The organism is Actinoplanes nipponensis (assembly GCF_016862275.1).
Classification (GTDB): Bacteria; Actinomycetota; Actinomycetes; order Mycobacteriales; family Micromonosporaceae; genus Actinoplanes; species Actinoplanes nipponensis.
This window is the reverse complement of record NZ_BOMQ01000088.1, coordinates 93,925-117,037: the sequence shown is the minus strand read 5'-3', so window position 1 is coordinate 117,037 and position 23,113 is coordinate 93,925. Positions and strand designations below refer to the sequence as shown.

The window sequence follows — 23,113 nt, the reverse complement described above, 5'->3', positions numbered from 1 at the left end:
ACCGGCCGGGCGGGCCTTTCGGCCCTGGCCGGGCGGCGGCGACCGCGCCGCCGGGTGCCCGCCCGGGGCGGCCCGGTCAGGACCCGGGATCGCCCAGCGAGGTGGGGGACAGGAACGGCCGGAGTGGACCCTCCGCCGCCCGCGGCAACCGCCGGGCCATCCCGGCCAACAGGTCGGCGACCTGCACCCGCGGATCGTCGCGGGAGTCGACGGTCACCAGCCCGGCCAGCGGCGACACCCCGGCCGGCCCGGCGCCGGCGGCCAGGGCGTGTTGCAGGCGCCGCAGCCGGCCGGCCGTCAGGGCGCTCTGCTCGTCGTGGATCACCAGCACCCGCCGGTGCCCGCCGCTCCAGAACAGGACGGTCTCGGCCAGCGCCGGCAGCATCGGCTCCAGCGGCGGCGGGATCGCCGGATCGCCGTCGCTCAGCCGGGTCAGCACGGCGCCCACCCGCGCCCGGCCGAGCCCGGCGAGGACGTCGCCGGCCCGGGCGTCGAGCGCGTGGCCGGCCAGCGCGTCGCGTGCCCGGAAGAACCGCGCGAGGGCCGGATCGTCCGGCCGGCGCCGGTGCTTGGTCCGGACCAGCTCGATGAAGGCCGCGAGGAACGCGTCCCAGTCGCCGCCGGCCCCGCGCCCGGCCCGGTACAGGGCGAGGGCGGCCGGGCGGTGCTCGAGGGCGAGCCGCGTGCCGGCCGTCCAGGACGGTTCCCCCAGCAGCAGGTCGACGATCCGGGTGACGAGGAAGAACTCCTTGTCGACCAGGTGCACGTGGGCCCGGCCGCGCAGCGCGTCCAGCAGCCGGGCCAGCGCCTCGCCGGCCCGGGGGCCACGGAGGAACCGCCCGGACTTGACCTCGCTGGGCGCGTACCCGAAGCCGGAGCGCAGCGCCGCGATCAGCCCGACCGCCTCGTCGACGCGCAGGTCGACGCTGGCGTGGGTGATCACCGGGGTGGCCGGGTCGCGCAGGTTGGTGCCGGAGAACCCGGACTCGTCGCAGGCGATCTCCACGACCGGACCGGTCGTCGCGCCGGCCGGCGGCAGGCCGCCCTGCGGCGGCGACCACACCCGATCCCGGCCCATGGCGACCATGCTCGTCCGCCGTCCCGTCCCGGGCCACCGAATTCCCAGGCCACCGAATTCCCGGGCCACCGATTTCCCAGGCCACCGAAGTGCGCCGTCCGGTACGGGACCGAAAATATCGGTCCATTGTGCTACACAGAGACACGTCCGAATGCTCTAGACATGGGGGAGCTATGGGTTTCTGGAGGAAGTTGGGCCTGTTCACCGCCGCACTCACCGCCGCGGCGCCGGCCGTCGCGGTCGCGCCCGGCGCCGCCCTGGCGGCCGGCCCGGTCGTCACCCGCCTGCCGATCCCGATCGCCGCCGGCGCCGACGTGGTGGCCGCCGGCGACCGCGAGTTCATCAGCGGCGGATACGGCACGAGTCAGATCGCGGTGGCCGACGCGGCCGGCGCCGTCGTGGCCACGATCGACGGCCTGCCCGGCCCGACCGATCTGGCCCTGAGCAACGACCGGCGCACGTTGTTCGCGGCGCTGCCCGCCGCGAACGCCGTCGCCGCCTTCGACACCGGCACGCTGACCGAGTCGGCGCGCTACGACACCGGCGCCGACGGCGGCTGCCCGGCGCACCTCGCGTTGGCCGGCCGCTACCTGTGGTTCGGCTACGGCTGCCAGGCCGGCGCCGGCGACATCGGCCACATCGATCTGCGCCGCCAGCCCGCCCGGGTGACCCTCGGCCTGGCCGGCGACACCTTCTTCTACTACGCGCCGCTGGTCACCTCGGCGCTGCGCAACCCCTCGGTGCTGCTGGCCGGCGAGACCGGCACCAGCCCCAGCGAGATCCACAGCTTCACGGTAGCCGGCGGCCGGCTGACCGAGGTCAGCTCCACCCGCGACCTGGGCAGCAACCTCGGCGACCTGGCCCTCGACCCGGCCGGCGCCACCGCGTTCGTGGCCAACGGCGCGCCCTACTACTTCCCGTCCGTGCCCGCCGGTGACCTGACGGCGCCGGGCCTCAACTACGAGGCGCAGCCGTACCCGCTGGCCGTGGAGGTGTCGCGGGACGGCGGCCGGCTCGTGGGCGGCATCAACGGCAGCTACGAGCCGGACGTGTACTTCTACACGATCGGCAACCCGGCGGCGCTGTCGACCTACGAGGTCGGCCAGGGCTACCGGGTGCTGGACGGCGCGCTCGCCTGGGCCCCGAACGGCCGGAAGGTGTACGCGGTGACCTCCGACGTCTACTACCAGCCCACCACCAACGCCCAGTTGCACGTCATTCCCGCGCCGGCCGGCTGACGGCCGGCGATGCTCCCGGGGCGGCGTACCGGTGTCGAGGTGCGCCGCCCCGGCCCGCGGGTCACCGGCGGCCGTAGGTCTCGGCGAGGACGGTGGTGACGAGCAGGTCGTTGTAGCGGCCCGGCTCCTCGGCGTCGGCGTTGTGGCCCGAGTCCGGGAAGTCGTACACGCGCTTGATCGGCGCGCGCAGCCCGGCGATCCACTCGTCGGCCAGGGCGCCGCGGGCCGTCAGCTCGTGCCGGCCCCGCATGAAGTAGACCGGCACGTCCAGCCGCGGCACGTCCCGCCGGAAGTCGATGTCCTGCAGCTGGGGGTAGACCAGCCCGCCCATGTCGGCGAAGCCGCGCAGCTCGTTCCACGAGTCGAGCAGGCTGTACTCGTCCGGGAAGAAGCCGCGGGGGCCGCGCGCCGCCTCGAAGGCCGGCGTCCGGTCGTAGGGCTCGATGACGTCGTAGTGGTCCATCACCAGGGCATAGCCGAACACGTCGCGGTACGGCGGCTCGCCGAGCGCGGTCAGCCTGCCCCGCAGCTCCCGGTCGCCGATGCGCTCGGCGTACGCGGACAGCTGCCGGTACAGCCGCCGGTCGGTCTCGCGCTGGTCGACCATCTGGCCCGTGCCGACGTAGGCGTGGAACAGGTCCGGCCGGCGCTGCGCCATCAGCACGCCCAGGGTGCTGCCCCAGGAGTTGCCGGTCAGGTAGATCTTCGGCTCGTCGAAGCGCCGGGCCAGCCAGCTCGCCAGCTCGAGGCCGTCGGAGACCAGCCGGTCGAGGGTCAGGTCGGTGGTCGGGTCCACCGCCGGGTAGGACTTGCCGGCGCCGCGCTGCTCCCAGACCGCGACGGTGAAGTGCTTCTCGAGCGGCTGGTTGAAGGTGCGCACCCAGCCGACGTCGGAGCTGCCCGGCCCGCCGGCCAGGTGCAGCAGCACCGGGTTGTCCGCCCGGTCGCCGCGGATCGACACCCACTGCTCGGCGCCGCCCAGCCGGACCCTGGTCACGGTGGCGACGCCGCCGGGCACCGGATGGACCCGCTCCGGGCGCACCAGCGCGTCGCCCAGGGAGGCGACCGCCAGCACGGCGACCGCCGGCCAGACGACGGCGGCCCGCGCCGGCCGGCGCCGCCAGGCCCGCCCGGCGAGCACGCCCAGCAGCATGGGCAGGCCGGCCACCACGGCGTACATGACGTGGACGGCGACGAAGAGCAGCACGCCCAGCGCCACGTCGAAGCGCGGCGGCCCGAAGCTGGGACCGTCCAGCCGGAACACCGTCGCGCGGGCGAGTTCCCAGACGGCCAGGTGCAGCGCCGGCGCCGCCACGACGGCCCACCGCGACCGTACGGACCAGCCGGTCAGCCCGCCGACCACGGTCGCCCCGACCAGCACCGCGATCACCTGGGTGCCGGTGACCGGGGCGCGCGGCATCAGGGCGGCCGACACCACTGCCGACAGCGCGACGAGTAGCCAGGCCACGACGGCCGGCACCCGGTTCTCTCGTGCGGCTGCGGGCGCGCCGGGCGCGTTCTCGCCCGCCGCGGGCAGCACCGGTGTGACAGGCATCGGTGATCACCTCTTCCAGCGTCCGGTCCCGGCGTCCAGCGCCGGCGTCGCCGGCCGCGGTGTCCCGCCCGGGCGTCGTGCGCCGGGGTCGCCGGCGGCGGTGTCCCGTCCAGCGTCGCGCGCGGGCGCCGCCGGCGGCAGAGGACGACGTCCCGGCGTCACCGGCCTCCTTGTCCACCGCCGGGCCCGAAGGACCCGGGTTCGGGGACCTCGGGCCCTGGCCATCGGCGGTGTTTCGGGCGAAGGCTGGAGACGGGCCGCCCGGGGCTCCCGGCGGTCCCCGGCCACGATCAGGGGAGGGGTCATGACCAGCAACCCGGCGGCGCCCGGCCCGCCGGCCGACCGGGTGCCCGTCGCGCATCCGCGGGCGCTCGCTGCCTCGGCGGCGGTGTCGGGTGGGCTGGCCGTGCTGCTCGCCGGGTCCGCGCTCGCCGGCCTCGTCGGCGGCTATCCGGGCCCGGGCTCGGTCTCGGCCGTGCTGCGCGGCTACGACCTGGTCACGCTGCTGCTCACGGTGCCACTGCTCGGGTGGGCGGCGGCGCGGCGCACCCCGCGGGCCGCGCTGGTGTGGGCGGGCGTCCTGATGTCCCTGGTCTACACCTACGCCTACTACCTGTTCGGGACCGAGCTGACCGTGCTGTTCCCGGCCCACGCCGTGGTGTTCACCCTGTCCCTGGCCGCCCTGGTGCTCCTGCTGGCCGCCATCGACGTGCCGCGGCTCGCCGCCGGCTTCGGCCCCCGGACGCCGGTACGGTTCGCCGGCGGCGTCCTGCTGCTGCTGGGTGTGGCGCTCGCGGTCATGTGGACCGCCGGCACGGTACGGGCCCTGGCCGCGGGATCGGCCCTGGCCGAACCGTCGCGGCTGATCGTGCCGGCCGCGGTCACCCGGCTCGGCGCCGCGCTGGACCTGTCGCTGCTGGCGCCGGCCTACGGGCTGGCCGGCGTGCTGCTGTGGCGCCGGGCCGGGTGGGGTTACGTCGCCGCGACGGGGTTGCTCGTGGCCGGCGTCCTGCACCAGGTGGCGTACCTGACGGCGCTGGTGGTGCAGAGGGTCGCCGAGGTGCCCGGCGCCCCGGGTTTCGACCCGGTCGAGCCGGTGATCGTCGCCGCCTTCGCGGTGGGCGCGGCGCTGATGCTGGCGCACGGTGGCCGCCGGCCCGCGCGGGCCGGCGGTCAGCGGCCGTCCGCCTGACGCGGGGGCCACCGGGTGGTCAGGCCGTCCGGTGCCGGGTCATCGCCACCAGGTCCACCAGCATGGCGATCGCGCTGCCGGCCATCGCGACCACCAGCACGGTACGGGCGACCAGCGTCCACTGCTCGGCGTCGAAGGCGAACGGGAAGACCGTCCACAGGCGCGCCAGCACGGCGATGCTGATGCCGGTCGTGATCAGGTCGCCGAGCGCCTTCCACCGCGGCGCGTCGTGGAGCACGTACAGCAGGTCGGCCGCTATCCCCGCGGCCAGCGACAGGTTGACCAGGGCCAGGACCTGGCTGGTGTCCTCGGTCAGGAACGGCACGGCCCGCCAGCCGGGCCGGACGTTGATCAGGTAGAGCAGCACGGAGTTGACGACGGCCGCGATCGTGTAGCCGAAGGCGCGGGCCGCCCTGGACGGCCGGCTCCGGGTGGTGGCGCTGGTGTTCACGATGACCTCCCATCGTGGTGTCCGACGGTGGGCGCCCGCCGCCGGCCGGGTTGCTGCCGGGCGGCCAGGACCAGGCCGGCCCGCCAGCCCGGGGCGCGGCCGTGGGCGGGCGGGCCGATCCCGGTCACCGGGTGCCCGCTGCGGGCCAGCAGCCAGGCGACGAGCGAGTTGGAGTTCCACATGTCACCGGTGCGCAGTTCGTCGCGGCCCCAGGTGACCGGGGGCGCCTGCGGCACGAGGTCGAGCAGCTCCCGGGCGCGCCCGGGGTCGGATCCGGCCAGGACGGGGCCGCCGGCGGCCTCGGCGAGATCCGGGATGATCCCGTCCCGCCACCGCCGGACCTCGTAGCGGAACGCGGTGAACCGGCCGAGCCACGGCAGGCCGACCGGTCCTTGCCGGACGACGCCGCGGTCGGCGGCGCGGACACTCCAGACCGGCGCCATCTCGATGACGGAGCGGCCGGCGTCGACCACGACCTCCAGGGCGCAGTGGTACAGGTCGGCGGCCGGGCGGTGTTCGCGGCGGGCGACGACCGCCTCGTAGAGCCGGCCGTTCCAGCGCACGACGTGCCCGCCCGCGCCCAGCGGCAGCCAGTACACCGACACGCTGGCGCTCGGCGGGCCGGGCTCGACGTTCCTGGTCATGGCGGTCCACCTCGACTCCAGTCCAGACCTCGGACGGAGCCGGGTGAAGGGGCGAAGGTCCCGCCGGTGGTCCTCGGGGCACGAGCTCGGCGCGCCGGCCCGGACGGTGACCGCCGGCGGCTACCCCCGGTGACCGGCGGGATCACCGGAGGCGGCCCCCGCGCCCGGCAGTGCTGTGCCGGGTGCCCTTCAGCCGGGACAGCCGTGTGGCGCGCTGCCCGTCTCTCCGGGCGGGATCCGCGCTTTCCCGGAAATCCGCATTCCTAACACTGAGTTATGTGCCATGCGTCACACAACCCGGGCCGGTGCTTGCTCGTTGATCGCGATGGGCACCCGCGGGCGCGGGCGCCGGCCGCCGCGGATGAACTCAGGAGTCGACCATGGATGCGCGCTTTTCCCGGCTTGTCGTCGCCGGCGCCGTTCTCGCCGCGGGCCTCGGAGGGGGCGCTCCGGCCTCCGCGGCGGTGACGTACGACCCCGAGGCGCACACCGGCTTCGTCGGCGCGGCGGACGTGCGCCGGGCCTTCGGCTGGACGCCCGCGACGCTGACCGCGCGGGCCGGCCGCCTCGCCTTCGACCACGACTTCTGGACCGACGACACGTACTCGGCGGTCTGCGGGGGTCGCACGTACCCGCTGGTGCACCACCGCGAGTTCGGGCGCTACGAGCTGACCGAGGCCGTGGTCCGCCGCGACCGGCCGCGCTCGTCCACCGGCTACGGCGACGGCGTCACCGGGTTCCGGCTCACCGGCGCGAGCTCCGGCATCTCGGGCACCTCCGTGGGGCCGGCGGTCGGCCGGCCGTGTCCCGCGGATCTCGGCGCGGCGCCGGGCTCGACGATCGTCAAGCTGCGCCTGGTGTCGTCGGCGACCGGCTGGGCGCTCGCGGTCAGCTCCGGCCAGGTCCGCCGCGAGCTGGTGACGAGCCGCTGACGAGGGTGGCCATCAGCAGCCGGCCGGTGGCCTCGAGGTGGGCGCGCATGGCCGCCTCGGCGGCGGCGCCGTCGCGGGCCAGCACGGCGCCGACCACCGGCTCGTGCTCGGCGTGGATCTCGCGCAGGGTGCGCCCGCTGGCCGTGGTGGGCGGGCCGAGCAGCGCGGTGGTGGTGCGCAGCTGCGCGACGATGCCGGCGGTACGCGTCCGGCCGGAGGCGCGCAGCAGCAGGTCGTGCAGGGCCCGGTCGGCCGGCCAGAAGGACGCGTCGTCGCCCCGGGCGGCCGCGGCCGCCATGGCGTCCAGGGCCGACCGGACGGCGCCGAGTTGCTCGTCGCTCGCCTGCTCGGCGGCCCGGCGGGCGGCGGGCGGCTCCAGGGCGAGGCGGATGCCGACGATCTCCTCGATGTCGTGCGCCCGCGGCGGCAGCACCCGGAAGCCGCGGTTGCGGATGATCTCCACCAGGCCGGCCTCGGCGAGCCGCAGCAGCCCCTCGCGGACCGGGCTGCGGGAGACCCCGAGCAGGTCCGCCAGCTGGTAGACGGAGTAGGTCTGCTCGGGCACGAGCTCGCCGGCGGCGACGCCGTCGCGGACCGACTGGGCGACCGCTTCGGCGAGCGAGGGCGCCTCCGCGGGGAGGGTCAGGGCGGGCACGAGTAACATGTTACGCATGACTGACGTGGTGGCGGCGCTGGACCGGGCCGGGCTCGAGGTGCGCGCCGACGCCGGCACGCTCGGCATGTACGCCTCCGACGCCTCGCTGTACCGGATCCCCCCGCTGGCCGTGGTGCGCCCCCGGCACGTCGACGAGGTGGCCGCCGCGCTGGCCGTCGCCCGGGCGACCGGGGTGCCGCTCACCTCCCGGGGCGCCGGCACGTCGGTGGCCGGCAACGCCGTCGGGCGCGGCATCGTGCTCGACTTCTCCCGGCACCTCAACCGGGTGCTGGAGATCGACCCGCAGGCCCGCACGGCGGTGGTGGAGCCCGGGACGGTGCACGCCGTCCTGCAGAAGGCGGTCATGCCGCACGGCGTCCGCTTCGGGCCGGACCCGTCGACCCATCCGCGCTGCACGATCGGCGGGATGATCGGCAACAACGCCTGCGGCTCCCGGTCGCTGGCCTACGGCCGGACGTCGGACAACGTGGCCGGCCTGGAGCTGCTGACCGCCGCGGGGGAGGCGCTGAGCACCGGGCCGGCGGGCGTGCACGGCGCCGCGCCCGTCCTCGACGAGCTGCGTACGGTCGTCGGCCGGCACCTGGCCACCGCCCGCACCGAGTTCGACCGGTTCGGCCGGCAGGTCTCCGGTTACGCCGTGCAGCACCTGCTGCCCGAGCGCTTCGACCTGACCCGGGCGCTGGTCGGCTCGGAGGGGACCCTGGCGGTCATCACCCGGGCCACCGTCAAGCTGGTCGTGGACGCGCCGGTCCGGGTGGTGGTCGTGCTCGGGTTCGCCGACATCGTCGCGGCCGGCGAGGCGGCGCCGGCCGTGGTGGCGCACGGCCCGACCTCCTGCGAGGGACTCGACTCCCGGCTGCTCGACGTGCTGCGGGCCCGGCGCGGCCCGGGCGCCGTCCCGCCACTGCCGCGCGGTGGCGCCTGGCTGTTCGTCGAGCTGGCCGGCGACGAGGCCGGCGAGGTGGCGGCCCGGGCGCGGCGGCTCGCGGCCGGCGGCATCGCCGACGACGCCCTGGTGGTGACCGACCCCGCGATCCAGGCCCGGCTGTGGCGCATCCGCGAGGACGGCGCCGGGCTGGCCGGCCGGGCCCCGTCGGACAAACCGGCCTGGCCCGGCTGGGAGGACGCCGCCGTCCCGCCGGAGAAGCTGGGCGCCTACCTGGCCCGCTTCGACGAGCTGGTGGCCTCGTACGACCTGACGTCCGCCCCGTTCGGCCACTTCGGCGACGGGTGCATGCACGTCCGGCTCGACCTGCCGCTCGACCAGCCCGGCGGCACCAAGATCATGCGGGAGTTCCTCACCGACGCGGCGAAGCTGGTCGGCGAGTTCGGCGGTTCGCTCTCCGGCGAGCACGGCGACGGCCGGGCCCGCTCCGAGCTGCTGCCGCACATGTACTCCCCGGACGCGATCGCCCTGTTCGCCGGCGTCAAACGCGCCTTCGACCCGGACAACCTGCTCAACCCCGGCGTGCTGGTCGACCCCGACCCGGTCGACGCCGACGTCCGGCCCGCGGGCCGCTTCCCGCTGCGGAACCTGGCCCTGGCCTACCCGCACGACGACGGCGAACTGGGCCAGGCCGTGCACCGCTGCACCGGCGTCGGCAAGTGCCGCGCCGACAACTCCGCGGCCGGCGGCGTCATGTGCCCCTCCTACCTGGCCACCCGCGAGGAGAAGGACTCCACCCGCGGGCGGGCCCGGGTGCTGCAGGAGGTGGTACGCGGCGAGCTCGCGTGGTCGCACCCGTCGGTGCACGACGCGATGGACCTGTGCCTGTCCTGCAAGGGCTGCGCGTCCGACTGCCCGACCGGTATCGACATGGCCAGCTACAAGTCCGAGGTGCTGCACCAGACCTACCGGCGCCGGCTGCGGCCCCGCTCGCACTACACGCTGGGCAAGCTGCCGCTCTGGGCGCGGCTGGCCGGCTGGACGCCGGGGCCGGCGAACCTGGCCATCCGGCTGCCGGTGCTCGGCCGGTTCCTGCTCTGGCTGGCCGGGGTGGACAAGCGGCGCTCCGTGCCCGCCTTCGCGCGGCGCCCGTTCCGGCGGACCTTCGCGGCGAAGGCCGCCGAGGGCCGCAAACCGGTCGTGCTCTTCGCCGACTCGTTCTCCGACGCCTTCTCACCCGAGGTGGCCGAGGCCACGGTACGGGTGCTGCGCGCCGCCGGGTACGAGCCGCGGCTGCCGTCCGGCTCGGTGTGCTGCGGCCTGACCTGGATCACCACGGGTCAGCTCGACGCGGCGAAGAAGATCCTCACCCGTACCGTGGCGGCGCTGGCCGACGCCGCCCGCGACGGCGTCCCGATCGTCGGCATCGAGCCCTCCTGCACGGCTGTCCTGCGCTCCGACGTCCACGAGCTGCTGCCCGGAGACCGGGACGCGGCGGCGGTCGCGAAGTCGGTGCGGACGCTCGCCGAGCTGCTCGCCGAGACCCCCGGCTGGACCGCTCCCGACCTGTCCGGCGTCGAGGTCATCGCCCAGCCGCACTGCCACCACCACGCCGTGCTGGGCTGGCAGGCCGACGCGGACCTGCTCGCCGCCACCGGGGCCCGGGTGCGGCGGCTGGCCGGCTGTTGCGGCCTGGCCGGCAACTTCGGCGTGGAGATCGGCCACTACGAGGTGTCGGTGGCCGTGGCCGGGCAGAACCTGCTGCCCGCCCTCGACGCCGCGCCCGGGGTCGTCGTGCTGGCCGACGGGTTCTCCTGCCGCACCCAGGTCGCCGACCTGCGGGACCGGCCCGCGGTGCACCTGGCCCAGCTGCTCGATCGCTGAGCCGCCGCGCTCAGGGCTTGCGGGCCACCGCGCCGTACGCGTCCAGCCACGGGGGCTCGCCGTCCGGGCGCCAGGCGGTGATCTGCACCAGGCCCGGCTCGACCAGCTCCAGCCCGTCGAACAGGCTGCCGATCTGCTCCGGGCTGCGCAGGATGTACGGCACGCCACCGCTCTGCGCCAGCCGGGCCGCGCCCTCGACCACGGCCGGGGTGGTGTTCGTGCCGTCCCACAGCACCAGGTGGCTGCCCGGCGCGGTCGCGTCCAGCACCCGGTGCACGATCGACGACACCACCGTCAGGTCCGGCTCGTAGCCCATGACGCCCATGAACATCACCGCGACCGGCCGGGAGAAGTCGAGCACCTCGGCCGCCTCGGCGAGGATGAGCTCCGGCTGGTGGTAGTCGGCGGCCACGTGCGTGGTGCGGCCCTTGCCGGGCGCCTGGGCCATGAGGGCCCGTGCGTGCACCAGCACCAGCGGGTCGTTGTCCACATAGACGGTCTGCGCCTCGGGCGCGACGACCTGAGCGACCTCGTGGGTGTTCTGCATGGTCGGCAGCCCGGTGCCGATGTCGAGGAACTGCCGGATGCCGGCCTCGGCGGCCAGGTACCGCACCACCCGGATGAGGAACCGGCGCGAGTGCTGCGCCATCAGCACGATCTCGGGGTAGACCTGGGCGACCGCGTCCCCCGCGGCCCGGTCGGCGACGAAGTTGTCCTTGCCGCCCATCCAGTAGTTCCAGATCCGGGCCGCGTGCGGGACGTCCGGCCGCAGCTGGGCCGAGATCTCGTCATCCGTGGGCGTCATGGGCCCGTTCTACGACAACCGCGCAGGATGCGCAAGCATCGATGGCCGGCGGCGCTGCCGGCCCGCTGAGCCGGCCGCCCCGTCCCGGGCAGACATCGATGATCGATCATCGCTACCGTGGCCCGCGCAATCGATCGGCCGGATCATCCTCCGGTCGCACGGGGAATCGATGTAAAGGACGACCCAGCGTGCGCACTCTCTTCCGCGCGGGCGCGATCGCGCTCGCGGCAGCCTCCGGGGTGCTCGGCGGCGCCGTCGCGGCCGACGCCGCACCCGCCGACGCCGCCGTGACGGTCAAGGTGAACAGGCTGATCCTGGAGCCTGCCGCGCCCGGCCACGCCGCAGGTCGGCAGCGTCGGGGCCGGCGGGGTGACCGCCGAGTTCCCGGCGCTGTTCCGGTCCACCTCCGGCTCGGTGCGCAACCCGCAGCCGTACGTGCCGGCCACCACCGGCGCCCTCGCGGTGACCGCCGCCGACGTGACACTCACGCGCCAGGCGGACGGCACCTTCGCGGGCCGGGTCCCGGTGACCGTCCGCAACGACGGTGACGTCGCGCATCGTGAGCTGTGGACCGAGGTCGCGGTTCCGGCCGGCCTCGACGGATGGCCGGCCGTCGAGCCGAGCGACGTCTGCGTCGGGGCGGGGCGGCTGCCCGTCCCGCCGGGCGGCGGCGGCGTCGGCTGCACGCTCTCCGGTGGCCAGCTCGCCGAGGGCGAGGAGCGCAGCTTCGAGTGGATCCTCACGGCGCCCGCCGGGACGGCGGCCGGCCCGCTCGGCACCGGCACGACGATGGTGGGCTTCGTCCCGGACGTCCCGCAGAGCGACGACGCCAACGTCGACACGTTCACCATCACGGTCGCCGGCTGACGAGCAGCCGGGCACCGGCCGCTCGGCCGGTGCCCGGCGTGACTCAACCGGAACGGCGGCCCAGGTAACGTTCGGCGACCGCGGCGGGCTGCTCGACGACCCGGCGCGCCGCCAGGTCGCGGGCCAGCCGCAGGTACTGCGCGTGCGTCCAGGCCAGCGGGGTCGCGGAGAAGGTGGGCGTGCCCGGCGCGAACCGGCCGCTCTGCCCGGCCGGGGGCGTGTGGTCCCAGACCTGCTCGGGCAGCATGCCGCCCGGGCCGGCGGCGTGGGTCATCGCGGCCAGCCGGGCGCTCGCCGCACGCAGGTCGCCCGCGGCGATCTCGTACTCGCCGCGTTCGCCGCCGAGCAGCGGCCACGCCCGGCCCCGGGAGACCAGGGAGCCGCCGGGCTCGTCGTACTCCCACTGGCTGCCGTCGAGCTGCTCGCCGAAGCCGTCGAAGGAGGCCCGGTGCCAGAAGAAGCCGCGCGGGGTGGCCACGCCGAGCTGCGCGTCGACGACGGCCAGGGTGTTGACCACGTCGGCGTCGGCGGGCGGCAGGACGCCCAGGCGGACCAGGTCCAGGAAGCTGGGGTCGACCACGCGGCGCTGGTCCACCCCCACCGGCCCGCTGTCGCCGATGTCGTAGGTGGTGCCGGCGTCCGGGTTGCCGTCCTTGGTCAGCCGCAGGAAGTACGGCCGGGCCGAGTACGGGCCGGTGGTCGTCACCGTCCAGGACTTCACCCGCGCCCGCCACGCGTCGGCCGTGGCGAGGTAGCGCCGCGCCGAGGCCGGGTCGTCGTGCGCGCGGGCCAACGAGGCGGCGCACACCAGGCCGGCGATGGCCGTGGCGATCGTGTTGGGGGAGTAGCCGGACTGGTTCTCCCAGCGCTCCTGCGGCGTGAACGGCGCCCCCGGGTACGCGACCAGGAAGTCGGCCGCCCGCTTGACGCCGGGCCACCGGTCGCCGCGGCCCAGCTGGTAGGCCAGCACGATGGGCAGCGCCACCTCGTCCAGCTGCAGGCCGCCCCACACCGGTGTGCCGTCGACCCGGGAGTTCTGCGGGAACGAGCCGTCGGGCTTCTGCTGCACGCCGAACAGGAAGTCGAGCGCGCGTCCGGCCCCGGCGCGGTCACCGGCGGCGATCAGGCCGGTGGCGATCTGGTAGAGGTCCCGCGACCACACCAGGTGGTACGGGCCTGACGGGTCGTCCGTGCCGAACGCCCACGGCGCGGCCGGCGCCGCCACGTACGCCCCGGGGTGGGTCTTGTCCTCCGAGGCCGCGAGGACCATCGCGGAGGTGCGGTAGAGCTGCCGCTGCGCGGCGGTGCGCAGCACCCGGGGCGGGTCGTCCAGCCCGGACAGATAACGCTGCCAGCCGTACGCGTACGAGCGCGCGACGCCCGGGAAGCCGGCCCGCAGCGAGGCCCGGGCGGCGGTCAGCGCGTCGGCGGCCGTGCCGGCGAAGCTCAGCGCCACGGTGGTGTGCCGCCCGCGCAGCGCCGCCGTCTGCACCAGGTTGCCGGCCGTGGCCGAGGAGTACCGCCAGTCCATCCGCCCGTCGCGCAGGTCGGTGCGGCCGTCGCTGACCCCGGCGAACCCGCTCGACGTGGCGGCGAAGGAGCCGGCCAGCGCGCTCGACACCCCGCCGTCCGTGGCGAGCAGGGCCCCGCCGGCGGTACGCCCGGAGTCGCCCGCGCGGGAGTTGCCCAGCGCCGGGTCGTAGATCGCGTACAGGTCGTGGCCCCGCGGCGCCGCGAGCGCAAGGTCCACCAGCACGGTGGACCGGGCCGGGTCGGTGGCGTAGTCGGCGGTGAGCCGCCACCCGGCGCCGGTGAACGTCTGCCGGAAGCGCAGGCCGTCGAGCTGCTCGGTGCGGACCCGGGCCGGAACGACGCCGCCGTGGGCGGTCACGACGAAGCTGAGGGCCCGGGCGCTCGGCCCGCCGATCGTCGGATAGAAGATCTCCCCGAGGCCGCCCTCGCGCTGCACGGTGGCCCAGACCCGGCTCTGCCGGGTGCGCGAGGTGAGCAGCCCCGACTTGTCGGCCGGCAGATACTGCTGGTCGACGCCGGGCGCGCCGGGCGCGGACCCGGTCGCGGGGGCGGCGGTCGCGCCGGCGCCGGGCGCGACTGCCAGGGTGGCCACGAGCAGCAGGGGCAGGGCGGGCAGGATCGCAGTCACATCGGCCTCCTCGACGACAGACCTCCCCGGTCTACCGCGCCCCCGCCTTGATCGCACGCGCTGGCCGCGCGCCCGGTCAGCAGGTCGAGTGGAACAGCCCGCCGACCGCCTCGGCGCCGGCCAGCTCGTTGTAGCGGGCCACGGCCTCCGGGGTGGCCGCCACGTGCGTCGTGACACCGCGTTCGTCGAGCAGGCGCAGCGTCTCGGGGCGGACCCGCAGCCGTTCCAGCAGTCCCACCCCGAACACGATCACCCGCGCGCCGTGGTCCAGCAGCTCCTGGACGTCGGCGGGCTGGATGCCGGGGTAGTGCGCGGTGCCGGTCTCGGCCCAGTCCCAGGCGCGGGCGCCGCCGGGGTACACCTTGACGTCCTTGCTCCGGCCCAGTCCTTCGACGTGCATCTCGCCCCAGAGCACCCGCAGGATCTTCGGGGAATGGTCGGTCATGCCTGCCTCGGTGAGGTCCGGGCGCCCGTCCGGGCGACCCTGCGCCGGTCTGTCGTCCACGATGTCCCGTCCAGCGTAGCGTCGCCCGGCCGGGCCCGGCGGGGGGCCGGGCGCCCGGCGCGGGGGCGGCCGCCTGGTGTTCGGCCGCCATCGCCCGGACCTGCTCGTCGGGGTCGTCCAGGAGCCCGGCGGTCAGGCGGGTCACCGTGGCCGGGTCGATCCCCGCGACCTCCCGGGTCACCGCGTGCAGGGCGTACCAGCGGATGTCGGCGTCGTCGTCCTGGCAGAGCCGGAGCAGGGCGGCGGCGGCCTCCGCCGGCACGCCGGCGGGGTCGGCCAGGGCGGGCACGGCGGCCGCGACGTGGAACCGTACCCGCGCGTCCGAATGCCCGGCGAGGGCCAGCACCTCCGGCAGCGCCTCCCGGACCCCGTGGTAGCCGAGCGCGGAGACGACCCAGCGCAGGACGGCGGGGTCCGGTTCGGCGCGCAGCCGGGCCCGCAGGAGCGGGATCGTCGCGGCCCGGAACGGCCGGTGCCCGTCGGGTCGCTCCGCGCCGAGTTCCCGCAGGATGCGCAGCCCGAGCGCCCGCCGGGCCGGATCGCCGTCGCCGGCCAGCGCGGCCGCGGCGTCGAACACCGCCCGGACCGGCCGCCGGTGCAGGGCGACCAGGTACGGCGCCGGCGCGTCCTCGTCGTCCTCGGCCTCGCGCAGGGCCAGCCGCAGCAGCAGCCCGGTCGGCAGGTCGCCCGGTTCGGGCGGCGGTACGTCGGTCACCCGGCCGAGTCTGCCCGCCCCGGGCCGAGGCCCGGGGCGTTTCGGCCCGGCTCCCGCCCGCGACCGACGGCGGCGCCCGGCGGGTGCGCGTCGAGGCGGCGGGACGCGGGACGCCCGTGCCACGAGAGCAGAGCCAGCCCCGCGAACGCCGCCGGCGCGATGACGGCCGCCGGCGAGTCCCGGGTGGCCACGTGGCTGGCCACGGCGCCGATCAGGGTGATCAGGATGCCCGCGTAGGCCCACTCCTTGAGCCGGGGCAGCGCCGGCGCCAGGACGATCACGGCGGCGACGAGCTTGGCGGCGCCCATGATGGTGGCGAGGTAGGGCGGGTAGCCCAGCGCGATCATGGCCGGGTAGAAGGGCGGGGCGCGCAGGAGGTCGGCGAGGCCGCCGCCCAGGCTCTCGGCGGCCACCAGCGCCGTCGTCGTCCAGTAGAAGGTCGTCGTCCGGGTCAGGCCGGTGGTCCGCATCGGAACCTCCGATCGAAACGAATCCGTTTCTCTATCGGTACGGTACCGTGCCGATCGGAGGTGGGCAATGCCGGACGGGGAAGACGGGACGCGGCTCGGCGGCGGGGACCGGTCCGGCGGGCCGGAGCGGCGGCCGGATCCGGGGCGCGGGCCGATCAGCCGGGGCGCGGGGGCCCGGCGCCGGGTGCTCGAGGCCGCCCTGGCCGTGCTGGACGCCGACGGGCTGGGCGGCTTCACCATGGAGGCGGTGGCCCGCCGGGCCGGCGCGAGCAAGGCGACTCTCTACCGGCACTGGCCCAGCACCGGGGCGCTGCTGGTCGACGCGATGGACGCCACGTACCGGCCGTTCCCGGCGCCGGCCACCGGGCGGCTGGAGTCCGATGTGGCCGAGCTGCTCGGCGCGTTCGTGGCGCTGCTGCGCGACACGCCGTTCCCGCGGCTGCTCGGGTCCTTCATCGCCGCGGCCGAGCGGGAGCCGGCGTTGGCCGCTCGGCACGCCGACCTCACCCGCCGCCGTCGCGAGCCGCTCGTGGAGATCCTGCGCCGCGCCCGCGAGCGCGGCGAGCTCCCGGCCGCCCTCGACCTGGAGCTGACCACCGACCTGCTGACGGCCCCGTTCTTCTACCGCCGCCTGGTCGCCCACCACCCGATCCCGCCGACGCTGGTGGGCGAGGTCATCGAGCAGGTCCTCGGCCCCCACCGGCAGCGGCGATAGCCCGCACGACCCGGCCGGCGCCGCCGGGATGTCGGGCGGCGCTCAGGCGATGGTGCTCAGCAAGTCGCGACAGGCCTTCTCGCAGGCGCGGCAGGCGTCGGCGCAGATCCGGCAGTGCTCGTGCATGTCGGCGTGGCCGGAGCATTCGTCACCGCAGGACCGGCAGGCGGCGGCGCAGGCCTCGAGCAGGCTGCGGGTGATGGTGGCGTCGTAGCCGGTGTGCCGGGAAAGCACCCTGGCCTTTCTCCTTCTCCTCGTCCCCCGAGGGGATACCCGTGCATAGGACACCTATGCCCGGGGCATGAATCCTGCCGTGACGCCGTCCCGCGCCCAGTCCCACCAGGTCGACGCCCACCTGGTGGAGGCGTTCCTCAGCGCCAGCCGGGCGCTCGTGGCCGTGGCCGCGCGGTCCCTGGCCTCCGGCGACGCCGAGATCACCCTGCCGCAGCACCGTGCCCTGGTGGTGCTGGCCTCCCGGGGGCCGCAGCGGATGACCGACCTCGCCGACCTGCTGGCGGTGAACAGTTCCACCGCCACCCGCCACTGCGACCGGCTGCAACGCCGGGGTCTGGTGCAGCGTGTCCGGGCCACCGATGACCGGCGCGCGGTGCGGGTCTCCCTGACGGCCGCCGGCCGGCGGTTGGTGGAGCAGATCACCGAGGCGCGGCGTCGGGAGATCAGTCGCATCCTGCGGACCATGCCCGCCCGGTCCCGTGAGCCCCTGCTGACGGCGTTGCGCAGCTTCGCCGACGCCGCCGGAGAGGTTCCGGAGCAGAGCTGGTCCCTCGGCTGGAGCACGACTGCGCCGCTCGCCGACGAGGTGCCCGCCGGGGCCAGCACAGGGAGGATGGAGAGTTGACTACGACACATATGGGCGCCGGCACCGGCGTGCGATGGGTGGCGGTGTCGGCCGCCGTGTTCGCGGTGGTCATGGCGTCGCTGTGGTTCGGCCACGCCCCGCCCCGGTCCGCCGCGGCCTACGCCCGGCAGGGCGCCGAGACGGTCGGCTACCTGCGGTCCCAGACCCGGACCGCACGCCTGTGGGTCGATGCGGTGGCGAGCGGGTCCGCGACTCATCAGGCCGCCTCGGTCGCCTTGCGGGAGGCCGAGGACGACGCGAGCGCCACCGCGGCCAGGTTCGCCGGCTGGGATCCGCCGGCCGGATCGGATGCGGTGCGCGCCACCGTCACCGCCCTGGGCGACGAGGTCACCCGGCGGCTGGCGGAGCTGCGCATCGCCGCGAACCGCGGCCGGTGGGCCGACCTGCCGGGGGTGGCGCGCCCCCTGCCCGACCTGGCCGAGCGGCTGGGCGCCGTGGCGGACGAACTCACCGCGGCGAGCCGTTCATGAGGATCAAACCGTCCATGCTGCTCGGGTTCACCCTGGGCACGCTGTCGGCCATCGGCGGGTTCATCGACATCGGCGATCTGGTGGCCGACGCCCTGGTCGGCGCCCGGTTCGGACTGCGCCTGGCCTGGGTGACCGGGTTCGCCGTCATCGGCATCATGTGTTACGCGGAGATGTCCGCCCGGATCGCCCTGAAGACCCGACGGCCGGCGTTCGACCTGGCCCGTTCGCGGCTGGGCCCGGGCTACGCGCTCGGCGGCCTGATCGGCTCGTTCCTGGTCACCGCCCTGCTGGTGATGGCCGAGCTGTCCGGCATCGCCCTGGCGCTGCAACTGGCCAGCGGTGTCCACTATCTGCTGTGGGTCCCGATCGCCGCGGTCGTCGTGTTCATCGTCATCTGGCGGCTGCCGTTCGAGGCCACCGAACGCATCTACGGCCTGCTCGGCCTGGCGATGCTCGTGTTCGTCGTCGCGGTCTGGCATTTGCAGCCCGACTGGTCGCGCCTGTGGGCCTCGGCCACCACGGTGGCGCCCACGTCGGGGGAGAGCTGGCCGGCGTACCTGTTCTTCGCCGTCACCCTCGTCGGCGCCCAGATGACCCCGTACGAGATGTTCTTCTTCTCCTCGGGCGCGGTCGAGAGCCGGTGGCGGCCCAAGGACCTCGTCGAGATGCGGGTCAACGTCATCATCGGCTTCCCGCTCGGCGGGCTGCTCGCCGTCGCCATCCAGGCGGTGGCCTTCCTGGTGTTCTTCGACCCCGGCATCCGGGTGGAGCACATCTCGCAGACGGTCCTGCCCGTCGCGCTGGCGCTCGGCCGGGTCGGTCTGGCGATTGCCCTGGTCGGGGTGTTCGCGGCGACCTTCGGCGCCACCCTGGAGACGCTGTTCGCCACCGGGTACGACCTCGCCCAGTACTTCGGGTGGGCCTACGGCGAGGTCCAGCCGCCGGCCCGGGCCACCAGGTTCACCACCACCGTCGCGGCGCTGCTGCTGCTGTCGACGGCGCTGGCCCTCACCACCCTGAACCCGATCACGGTCACGATCTACGCCGTCGTGTTCAGCTCCGTGCTGCTGCCCTTCGCGTTCCTGCCCGTGCTGCTGGTCGGCAACGACAAGCGGGTCATGGGGGAGCTGGCCAACGGACGGCTGTCCAACACCGTCGGCACCATCACCCTGCTGATCAGCATCGTCGTGTCCGTCGCGGCCGTGCCGCTGCTGATCCTGACGAAAGCCGGTGCGTCGTGAACGATCACGAGAGCCTGCGGTTCACCCTGCTCGACCAGCAACTCGTCGATGCCGAGGACCGGCCGGTCGGCCGGGTCGACGACGTCCTGCTCGACCTGCCCGCGGACGGCGGGCCACCGGTGGTGGTCGCGGTGCTGACCGGCGCGCAGGCGCTGGGTGAACGGATGGGCGGGCCGGCCGGAAAGCTCATGGCCGCCGTCGCCTCCCGGCTGCGCTCCGGCGAGCACCGCGCCGAACCGGTGGCCATCCCGGCATCGGCGATCGGCGACCACGCCGACCTGGTGCAGCTGACCGTGCCGCTCGGCGACCTGCCGCACGTGGCGGGCCTGGAACGTTGGCTGGCCCACCACCTCGTCGAGGGACTCCCCGGAGCCGGCGATGCGCGCGACTGAGCTGCTCTCCCGCCCCGTCGTCGACGAGCACGGCCGGCCCCTGGGCCGGGTGCACGACCTGCGGATCGCCCGCCGGCCGGAGCAGCACGGGCCGGCCCGCGGCTGGGCCGTCGCCGGCCTCGCGGTCGGCGGCGGCCGCCTCGTGCACGCCTGGGGCTTCGCCGAGCGCCGGGCGGCGGGCCCCTGGCTGCTGCGGAAGATCACCGCGAGGGCCGGCCGCGTGGCCCGGTACGTGCCCGCCGAGCGCGTCCTGGCGTGGGGGCCGGAGGTCGTCCGCGTGCGGACCGGCGGCGCCGAGCTCCCGCCGCTGCTGGAGGTGGTGCGGCCGTGACCGCCACCGAGGCGCTGCTGGCCGGCTGGACGGTGTTCGGGTTCGTCATCGCCGCGGCCGCCGGCCTGGTGATCTCCCGCCCCGGCCGGCCGCGGCGGAGATCGGGTCCGCCGGAGGACTGAGGGCGGCGGTGTAGGGTCGGCGCTCGCCGCCGCACAACGAGGCGGTGGACCGCGGAGCGGCCGCCCGGTGGCCGACTACCGGAAAGGTGGGGCCGCGACAGTGCTGGAGGCCGGGTCCGAGCGGCGGCTGCGACGGTGGGAGCGGACGACCGCCTACCCGTTGACCATGCTGTCGGTTCTGTTCATAGCCGTGTACGCCGTGCCGATCCTGGACCCCGGCCTGGATCCGCGGTGGCGGCGCGGTTGCGAAGCGGCGAACCTCGTCATCTGGGCGTTGTTCGGGCTGGAGTACCTCGCGCGGCTGTCGCTGGCCCGCAACCGGCGGTGGTTCCTGCGCTCGCACTGGTTCGACCTGCTGGTCCTGCTGCTGCCCATCCTCCGCCCGCTGCGGGCGCTCCGGCTGATCACCGCCCTGAGCGTGCTCAACCGCCGCGCCGAGGCGTGGACCCGGGGCCGGCTGGCGATCTATGTCGGGGTCACCACCACGCTGCTCGTGCTGATCGCCGCGCTGGCCGTGCTGGAGGCCGAACGGGGGCACCCCGACAGCACCATCCAGACCTACCCGCAGGCGCTGTGGTGGGGACTGGTCACCATCACCACGGTCGGGTACGGCGACTTCTACCCGACCACGCTCGAGGGCCGCCTGGTGGCTCTGGCGATGATGCTGGCCGGGATCGGCCTGATCGGGTTCGTGACCGGGTCCCTGGCCAGCTGGATCGTCGAACGCATCGAGACCGCCGAGAAGTCCGCCGACGAGTCCGCCGACAGCGCCCTGCTGCTGCGCGAGATCCGGGAGCTCCGCCGAGAGGTGGCCGGGCTGCGCCTCGAGGTGGGGAGCCGGCCCGGCGCCGGGCCGCCGGCCGAGCCCGGCCCGCCGGAGTCCCGGCCGCGGTGACGGCCGGGCTCCCCGCCGCCGGGTAACCGCCGCGGGTCGGGACCTTCGACCCTGCGCAGGCGCGGTGCGGCGGGGCAGGGTCGGTGGTGGTGGCCGCCGCGACGGCGGCGGTCACCGTCAGCGGCGCCGCCGGCTCGACGGGAGGGGCGATGGACACCGCGATCGAGGTGCACGGGCTCGTGGTCGACCGCGGCGGCCGGCCGGTGCTGCACGGCCTGGACTTCGCCGTACGCCGGGGCAGCGTCACGGGTCTGCTCGGCCCCAACGGCAGCGGCAAGACGACGTTGATGCGCTGCGTCGTGGGGGTGCAGAAGGTACGCGCCGGCACGGTGACCGTGCTCGGCGAACCGGCCGGCGCGCCCGCGTTGCGGCAGCGGGTCGGCTACGTGACGCAGGCGCCCAGCGTCTACGCCGATCTGACCGTCCGCGAGAACGCGCGCTACTTCGCCGCCCTGTACCGCCTGCCCCGCTCGGCCGGGGACGAGGCGGTGCGCGACGTGGGGCTGTCGGACGTGGCGGGCCAGCTGGTCACCGCGTTGTCCGGCGGGGAACGGGCGCGGGCCTCGCTGGCCTGCGCGCTGCTGAGCCGCCCCGAGCTGCTGGTGCTGGACGAGCCCACGGTCGGGCAGGACCCGGTGGTGCGTCAGGACCTCTGGCGGCGCTTCCACGCGCTGGCCGAGAGCGGCACCACGCTGCTGGTGTCCAGTCACGTGCTCGACGAGGCGGGCCGGTGCGACCGGCTGTTGCTGATCCGGGACGGCCGGCTGGTCGCCGACGACACCCCGGATGCCGTACGCCGCGCGGCCGGCGCCAGCGACCTGGAGACGGCGTTCCTGCGCATCGTGCAGGGCGAGCCGCGCGGCCCGCAGACCCGAGAGGCGGTCTGACCGTGTCCGTCCAGGTCACCTTGGCCACCGCGGCCCGCATCCTGCGCCAGCTGCGGCACGACCGGCGCACCGTCGCGCTGATCCTGGTGGTGCCGACGCTGCTGCTGACCCTGCTGCGGTTCATGTTCGACGCGCAGCCCGCCACCTTCGACCGGATCGCCCTGGTGATGCTGGGCGTCTTCCCGTTCACCATGATGTTCCTGTTGACCAGCGTCGCGATGCTGCGGGAGCGGACCAGCGGGACCCTGGAGCGGCTGCTGACCACGCCGATCGGCAAGCTCGACATCCTGCTCGGCTACGGCCTGGCGTTCGCCGTGGCCGCCGCGCTGCAGGCGGCGGTGGCCTCGGCGCTGGCCTTCTGGCTGCTCGGCCTGGACACGACGGGCAACCCGTGGCTGGTCGGCGTCATCGTGGTCGGCAACGCGGTGCTGGGGATGGCCCTGGGGCTGTTCGTCAGCGCCTTCGCGCGCAGCGAGTTCCAGGCGGTGCAGTTCATGCCGGCGGTGGTGCTGCCGCAGGTGCTGTTGTGCGGGCTGTTCGTGCCGCGCGAGCAGATGGTGGGCTGGCTGCAGGCGATCAGCGACGTCCTGCCGATGTCGTACGCGGTCGAGGCCCTGACCGAGGTCGGCGCGAACGCCGCGGCCACCTCGCTGATGTGGCGCGATCTGGCGATCATCGTCGCCGCCGCGGTGATCGCGCTGATGCTGGGCGCGGCGACCCTGCGGCGGCGCTCGCCCTGATGGCCAGGCAGCCGGCGGATGTCCGCCGGGCACGAGGAAGGGGAGTGCGATGACGACCGATCAGTCCACTCAGTGGCAGGAGCTGGCGGACCGGGTGGAGGCCCTGGCGCTCAAGCTGAAGCTGCACGTCGAGCAGGCCGGCGACAACCGGGAGGTCCGGGACGCGATGGGCCGGCTGCGGGCCGATGTCGAGGAGGCGTTCCAGGCGGCCGGCAACGCGGTGCAGGACAACGCCGTCCGGGCGGACGTCCGCGAGGTCGGCCGGCTGCTCACCGACGCGCTCGACACCGCGTTCACCCGGGTCGGGGCCCAGGTGCGGGAGCTGTTCGAGCGGCGTTCCTGATCGCGACACCGATGTGCCGGGCGCCCGTCGGGCGCCCG

26 protein-coding genes and 1 pseudogene are annotated in these 23,113 nt (G+C 75.4%); 16 read left to right on the top strand and 11 right to left on the bottom strand.

The window, feature by feature from the left end:
* Positions 1-76: 76 nt before the first annotated feature.
* Positions 77-1,078, bottom strand: coding sequence for a hypothetical protein (locus Ani05nite_RS36180; RefSeq protein WP_203775955.1), 1,002 nt, complete (start codon positions 1,076-1,078; stop codon positions 77-79).
* A gap of 173 nt (positions 1,079-1,251) precedes the next feature.
* Between Ani05nite_RS36180 and Ani05nite_RS36175 the strand changes: the two genes are divergently transcribed.
* A complete protein-coding gene (locus tag Ani05nite_RS36175; RefSeq protein WP_203775954.1) occupies positions 1,252-2,316 on the top strand; it encodes a hypothetical protein in 1,065 nt (354 codons plus the stop codon).
* Between the two features lie 61 nt (positions 2,317-2,377).
* Here the strand turns inward: Ani05nite_RS36175 and Ani05nite_RS36170 are convergent, their stop codons facing one another.
* Positions 2,378-3,871 carry an alpha/beta fold hydrolase gene (locus Ani05nite_RS36170; RefSeq protein ID WP_203775953.1) on the bottom strand — a complete coding sequence of 498 codons (1,494 nt, stop codon included), beginning with the start codon at positions 3,869-3,871 and terminating at the stop codon, positions 2,378-2,380.
* 304 nt (positions 3,872-4,175) lie between these two features.
* On the opposite strand from Ani05nite_RS36170, the gene Ani05nite_RS36165 reads away from it, so the two are divergent.
* Positions 4,176-5,063, top strand: a complete 888-nt coding sequence (locus Ani05nite_RS36165; RefSeq protein ID WP_203775952.1) for a hypothetical protein — start codon at positions 4,176-4,178, stop codon at positions 5,061-5,063.
* Between the two features lie 19 nt (positions 5,064-5,082).
* Here Ani05nite_RS36165 and Ani05nite_RS36160 read toward each other — a convergent pair whose 3' ends face one another.
* Together Ani05nite_RS36160 and Ani05nite_RS36155 are read right to left on the bottom strand one after the other, a co-directional pair.
* Entirely contained in the window at positions 5,083-5,514 is a 432-nt protein-coding gene (locus tag Ani05nite_RS36160; RefSeq protein WP_203775951.1) for a hypothetical protein, read from the bottom strand.
* Positions 5,511-6,158: a hypothetical protein gene (locus tag Ani05nite_RS36155; protein ID WP_203775950.1), complete on the bottom strand. Its 648-nt coding sequence runs from the start codon at positions 6,156-6,158 to the stop codon at positions 5,511-5,513. The genes Ani05nite_RS36160 and Ani05nite_RS36155 overlap by 4 nt, the downstream gene beginning before the upstream one ends.
* Positions 6,159-6,538: 380 nt before the next feature.
* On the opposite strand from Ani05nite_RS36155, the gene Ani05nite_RS36150 reads away from it, so the two are divergent.
* Positions 6,539-7,090, top strand: coding sequence for a hypothetical protein (locus Ani05nite_RS36150; protein ID WP_203775949.1), 552 nt, complete (start codon positions 6,539-6,541; stop codon positions 7,088-7,090).
* Here Ani05nite_RS36150 and Ani05nite_RS36145 read toward each other — a convergent pair.
* Positions 7,047-7,745: a GntR family transcriptional regulator gene (locus Ani05nite_RS36145; RefSeq protein WP_203775947.1), complete on the bottom strand. Its 699-nt coding sequence runs from the start codon at positions 7,743-7,745 to the stop codon at positions 7,047-7,049. The two genes, Ani05nite_RS36150 and Ani05nite_RS36145, sit on opposite strands and share 44 nt — an antisense overlap.
* Before the next feature lie 16 nt (positions 7,746-7,761).
* Here Ani05nite_RS36145 and Ani05nite_RS36140 point away from each other — a divergent pair, with 16 nt between their 5' ends.
* Complete coding sequence (locus Ani05nite_RS36140) at positions 7,762-10,536, top strand: FAD-binding and (Fe-S)-binding domain-containing protein (protein WP_239130987.1); 2,775 nt, start codon at positions 7,762-7,764, stop codon at positions 10,534-10,536.
* A gap of 10 nt (positions 10,537-10,546) precedes the next feature.
* Here Ani05nite_RS36140 and Ani05nite_RS36135 read toward each other — a convergent pair whose 3' ends face one another.
* The gene (locus Ani05nite_RS36135; protein ID WP_203775943.1) at positions 10,547-11,341 is read right to left on the bottom strand and encodes an SAM-dependent methyltransferase; all 795 of its coding nucleotides are present in this window, start codon (positions 11,339-11,341) and stop codon (positions 10,547-10,549) included.
* Positions 11,342-11,710: 369 nt separating this feature from the next.
* Here Ani05nite_RS36135 and Ani05nite_RS36130 point away from each other — a divergent pair, with 369 nt between their 5' ends.
* Positions 11,711-12,208 carry a hypothetical protein gene (locus Ani05nite_RS36130; protein WP_203775941.1) on the top strand — a complete coding sequence of 166 codons (498 nt, stop codon included), beginning with the start codon at positions 11,711-11,713 and terminating at the stop codon, positions 12,206-12,208.
* A 43-nt stretch (positions 12,209-12,251) separates the two neighbouring features.
* Here Ani05nite_RS36130 and Ani05nite_RS36125 read toward each other — a convergent pair whose 3' ends face one another.
* From Ani05nite_RS36125 to Ani05nite_RS41620, 4 genes and pseudogenes are all read right to left on the bottom strand, one after another.
* Entirely contained in the window at positions 12,252-14,369 is a 2,118-nt protein-coding gene (locus tag Ani05nite_RS36125; protein ID WP_239130985.1) for a glycoside hydrolase family 15 protein, read from the bottom strand.
* Between the two features lie 76 nt (positions 14,370-14,445).
* On the bottom strand, positions 14,446-14,814 hold the full coding sequence (locus Ani05nite_RS36120; RefSeq protein WP_203775939.1) for an Mth938-like domain-containing protein: 369 nt from the start codon (positions 14,812-14,814) through the stop codon (positions 14,446-14,448).
* Positions 14,815-15,142: 328 nt separating this feature from the next.
* A pseudogene (locus Ani05nite_RS42305) lies at positions 15,143-15,451 on the bottom strand (HEAT repeat domain-containing protein); the annotation flags it as partial.
* Positions 15,452-15,585: 134 nt separating this feature from the next.
* Complete coding sequence (locus Ani05nite_RS41620; protein ID WP_239130984.1) at positions 15,586-16,059, bottom strand: DoxX family protein; 474 nt, start codon at positions 16,057-16,059, stop codon at positions 15,586-15,588.
* A gap of 67 nt (positions 16,060-16,126) precedes the next feature.
* Here Ani05nite_RS41620 and Ani05nite_RS36110 point away from each other — a divergent pair, with 67 nt between their 5' ends.
* Positions 16,127-16,774 (top strand): TetR/AcrR family transcriptional regulator, encoded by a 648-nt coding sequence (locus tag Ani05nite_RS36110; protein WP_203775937.1) that lies wholly within the window; start codon positions 16,127-16,129, stop codon positions 16,772-16,774.
* Between the two features lie 42 nt (positions 16,775-16,816).
* Here Ani05nite_RS36110 and Ani05nite_RS36105 read toward each other — a convergent pair whose 3' ends face one another.
* The gene (locus tag Ani05nite_RS36105; protein ID WP_203775935.1) at positions 16,817-17,008 is read right to left on the bottom strand and encodes a four-helix bundle copper-binding protein; all 192 of its coding nucleotides are present in this window, start codon (positions 17,006-17,008) and stop codon (positions 16,817-16,819) included.
* A 67-nt stretch (positions 17,009-17,075) separates the two neighbouring features.
* On the opposite strand from Ani05nite_RS36105, the gene Ani05nite_RS36100 reads away from it, so the two are divergent.
* The 10 genes from Ani05nite_RS36100 (at position 17,076) to Ani05nite_RS36060 (ending at position 23,075) form a co-directional block, all read left to right on the top strand.
* A complete protein-coding gene (locus Ani05nite_RS36100; protein WP_203775933.1) occupies positions 17,076-17,633 on the top strand; it encodes a MarR family winged helix-turn-helix transcriptional regulator in 558 nt (185 codons plus the stop codon).
* Positions 17,630-18,124: a hypothetical protein gene (locus Ani05nite_RS36095; RefSeq protein WP_203775931.1), complete on the top strand. Its 495-nt coding sequence runs from the start codon at positions 17,630-17,632 to the stop codon at positions 18,122-18,124. The genes Ani05nite_RS36100 and Ani05nite_RS36095 overlap by 4 nt, the downstream gene beginning before the upstream one ends.
* Entirely contained in the window at positions 18,121-19,365 is a 1,245-nt protein-coding gene (locus tag Ani05nite_RS36090) for an NRAMP family divalent metal transporter (RefSeq protein WP_203775929.1), read from the top strand. Before Ani05nite_RS36095 ends, Ani05nite_RS36090 begins: the two co-directional genes overlap by 4 nt.
* Positions 19,362-19,757, top strand: a complete 396-nt coding sequence (locus Ani05nite_RS36085) for a hypothetical protein (protein ID WP_203775927.1) — start codon at positions 19,362-19,364, stop codon at positions 19,755-19,757. The genes Ani05nite_RS36090 and Ani05nite_RS36085 overlap by 4 nt, the downstream gene beginning before the upstream one ends.
* Positions 19,744-20,088, top strand: coding sequence for a hypothetical protein (locus Ani05nite_RS36080; protein ID WP_203775925.1), 345 nt, complete (start codon positions 19,744-19,746; stop codon positions 20,086-20,088). The genes Ani05nite_RS36085 and Ani05nite_RS36080 overlap by 14 nt, the downstream gene beginning before the upstream one ends.
* Entirely contained in the window at positions 20,085-20,210 is a 126-nt protein-coding gene (locus tag Ani05nite_RS42030; protein ID WP_275410702.1) for a hypothetical protein, read from the top strand. Before Ani05nite_RS36080 ends, Ani05nite_RS42030 begins: the two co-directional genes overlap by 4 nt.
* 166 nt (positions 20,211-20,376) lie before the next feature.
* Positions 20,377-21,105, top strand: coding sequence for a potassium channel family protein (locus tag Ani05nite_RS36075; RefSeq protein WP_203775923.1), 729 nt, complete (start codon positions 20,377-20,379; stop codon positions 21,103-21,105).
* 149 nt (positions 21,106-21,254) lie between these two features.
* Complete coding sequence (locus tag Ani05nite_RS36070) at positions 21,255-21,992, top strand: ABC transporter ATP-binding protein (protein WP_203775978.1); 738 nt, start codon at positions 21,255-21,257, stop codon at positions 21,990-21,992.
* 2 nt (positions 21,993-21,994) lie between these two features.
* The gene (locus Ani05nite_RS36065) at positions 21,995-22,732 is read left to right on the top strand and encodes an ABC transporter permease (RefSeq protein WP_203775921.1); all 738 of its coding nucleotides are present in this window, start codon (positions 21,995-21,997) and stop codon (positions 22,730-22,732) included.
* A 49-nt stretch (positions 22,733-22,781) separates the two neighbouring features.
* Positions 22,782-23,075, top strand: coding sequence for a hypothetical protein (locus tag Ani05nite_RS36060; protein ID WP_203775919.1), 294 nt, complete (start codon positions 22,782-22,784; stop codon positions 23,073-23,075).
* The last annotated feature ends 38 nt before the right edge of the window (positions 23,076-23,113 follow it).